This is a genomic window from bacterium, from assembly GCA_040755795.1.
Lineage (GTDB): Bacteria > UBA9089 > CG2-30-40-21 > CG2-30-40-21 > SBAY01 > JBFLXS01.
Map to the genome: position 1 here is coordinate 1 of JBFLXS010000491.1, position 2,693 is coordinate 2,693.

At 36.2% G+C, this 2,693-nt stretch carries 3 protein-coding genes and 1 tRNA gene; 3 read left to right on the forward strand and 1 reads right to left on the reverse strand.

What is annotated here, in order from left to right:
- Positions 1 to 461 precede the first annotated feature (461 nt).
- Positions 462 to 537 (forward strand) — tRNA-Gly (locus AB1414_18790).
- A gap of 403 nt (positions 538 to 940) precedes the next feature.
- On the opposite strand, the gene AB1414_18795 is transcribed toward AB1414_18790, so the two are convergent.
- Positions 941 to 1,918 carry an ABC transporter permease gene (locus tag AB1414_18795; protein ID MEW6609461.1) on the reverse strand — a complete coding sequence of 326 codons (978 nt, stop codon included), beginning with the start codon at positions 1,916 to 1,918 and terminating at the stop codon, positions 941 to 943.
- Between the two features lie 116 nt (positions 1,919 to 2,034).
- Between AB1414_18795 and AB1414_18800 the strand changes: the two genes are divergently transcribed.
- Together AB1414_18800 and AB1414_18805 are read left to right on the forward strand one after the other, a co-directional pair.
- Positions 2,035 to 2,223 (forward strand): zinc-ribbon domain-containing protein, encoded by a 189-nt coding sequence (locus tag AB1414_18800; GenBank protein MEW6609462.1) that lies wholly within the window; start codon positions 2,035 to 2,037, stop codon positions 2,221 to 2,223.
- Positions 2,220 to 2,597 carry a Rid family detoxifying hydrolase gene (locus tag AB1414_18805; protein MEW6609463.1) on the forward strand — a complete coding sequence of 126 codons (378 nt, stop codon included), beginning with the start codon at positions 2,220 to 2,222 and terminating at the stop codon, positions 2,595 to 2,597. The genes AB1414_18800 and AB1414_18805 overlap by 4 nt, the downstream gene beginning before the upstream one ends.
- The last annotated feature ends 96 nt before the right edge of the window (positions 2,598 to 2,693 follow it).

Consider the following 2,693-nt stretch of genomic DNA (forward strand, 5'->3'; position numbering starts at 1 on the left):
GGAAAACAACAAATTTCCATAAATTTCTATTAGTTTCTATTAATTTCAATTTTTTTAATAATATCTCCCTATCTCCTTAATCTCCACATCTCCTTTTGTTACACCACCTGAACGCTTACCGCAGAGACACAGAGACGCAGAGAAAAAATTAAAATCTATTCACCAGACGCAGAATTCCATCACGAATTTTCATCAGTGCAAGCTTTTGAGGACCAACATATCATGATTGATTAACAAATTTGGTTTTGATGTCCTATGTATTACAAAGATTACCTCAATATCTTTTCTGTTATCTGATTTATTTCTATGTCTTCTCTGTTCCTCTGCGTCTCTGCGGTAAATTACCACCTGAACGGTTACGATAATCCTTCTATCCGTGTTTTTTTACTTTCGATTTATCAGAGGGAAGCAAAAAAAAAGATTGACAAAAAGATGTTAGTTAAGTATAATATAAATGATGTGCGGGAGTAACTCAGCTGGTAGAGTACGACCTTGCCAAGGTTGGAGTCGAGGGTTCGAATCCCTTCTCCCGCTCCAAAATTTCTACCCGGGCAATTTATAGTGACTCATCAGTGTGTTCTCACCATGTTTTATTCAACCTTTGTAGTTTTATTCCTTTTCTGGTCTCATCTAATTTTCATGTAACTATTCAGCATACCAAGCAAGTAGGAAGTAGGAAGTAGGAAAGTAGGAAGTAGGAAGAGGGGAAAATACTTCATACTATACTCAACAACGGCATAAATTAAGATTTTGTAAGTGATCAGTGTGTAATAAAGGGAAAATGGAAAATTGGGAAAAAGGGTAAAAGTGATTCCATTTTTTCTTTTCCCATTTTCCCCTGTTTTTCCCCTTTTCCCTTATAACTTCTCATTCATTTTCTTTCCCTTTCCTACTTCCCTACTCTCCTACTTTCCTACAGGGTGAATAGTTACATTTTCATCTAATATCTAATTCGCGGGTCTAAATAGGCATAGAGGATATCTGCGATTAAATTGGACACAAGAACGATAACAGAGAGTAAGAAAAAAGCCGCCTGGGCTAATGGATAATCGTGAGAGAGCACCGCTTCAATCAAAAGTTTCCCTAAACCAGGCCATGAAAACACCTTTTCGGTCAGCACCCCACCATTCATCGAAAAGGCAAGACTTAATGCCATGGCGGTGACAACAGGCAACATCGCATTTCGAGCGGCATGTTTATCACGGATTGTTTTCTCATCAAGTCCTTTTGCCCTGGCAGTAGTAATATAATCCTCCCGCAATGTTTCTAACATACTATTTCGCATAAGTAACATAGAGCCAGCAAAGAAAAGCAGTGTTAGAACAAAGAGAGGTAGGGCTAAATGGTATAAAACATCCACTATTTTCGGTAAGATTCCAATACTTTTATCTGACCAGATTTCCGGGGTTAGCATTCCGGCTAATGGAAACCAACTAAGTTTATAGGCAAATATCCATATCATTATCAATCCAAACCAGGGAATAAATATGGTATAGAAAAATAATCCAAAGACAGTGATTCCTATTTCCATGCGACTACCTCTTTTCCACGCAAGATACTTCCCCAGTGGAAGCCCAATTAAGTAAGCTAAAATTGTGGCGGTAGTAAATAAAAGGATAGTGTTAGGTAGTTTTTCCATCACAATATCAAAAACTGGTTCAGGATAATAAAATGAGTGGCCAAAATTTAAACTTAAGATATTCTTAAGATAATATCCATATTGAACGAATAATGGTTTATCTAAACCAAATTGTTCACGGATAAGTATCTTTGCCTCAGCGGGTATCTTTGGGTCTAAAATCATTGACGCCGGGTCACCGGGCATTACCCGAAAGAGGATAAACAATAAAGTCATTATAATAAACAGGGTGATTATTATCTGATAAAGCCTTTTTATGATAAATTTGCTTATATTCATATTTTCAAAGAAATTTTATCATAGATTTGGGATTATGTCAACAAAAAGTCCTTAGTTACGAAAAACTACTTGACTTTTTTTTAATCGTGTGTTACCATTTTACGAAGGGGATAGCCATGCGATGCACAAGATGTAATTTTGATAATGATGAAGACGATGGATATTGCATTATGTGTGGCAATAGATTAAAAAATACTTGCCCACGGTGTCATTGGGTTAACCGTGATGGGTCAAAGTATTGTGGTAAGTGTGGATACGCTATCTCGCCAGCACGCAGAACTTCAAGGTATCAGGAACCAGGATGAACAAAAAGGTTATTTCAATAGATAAAACCACCGATACACCTTATTCGCCAGCAATTGCTTTTGGGAATTTGCTATTTGTCTCAGGACAGATAGCAAGTGGTAAAAATAGTTTAGAAGAAGAGATTACAACGGCATTAAATAAATTAAAAAGTATCTTACAATCAGCCGGGTCGTCTTTAGAGTGCGTTTTGAAAACAACCGTATTTTTAAAGGATATGAAAAATTTTAATCTAATGAATGAGATTTATAAAACTTACTTTAAAGCAGAGCCTCCAGCACGAAGTTGTGTTGAAGTGAGCAGGCTCCCGTTTGATGTAAATTTTGAAATAGAAGCGATAGCGTATATAGCACTTATTAATCGAAATTTGACATAGATATGGCTATGAAATTCCAAATCACAAATTCCAAATTCCAAATAAATTCAAATAACCAAAATTCAAAACATTACCCCCATAGTTTGTATTTAGGAC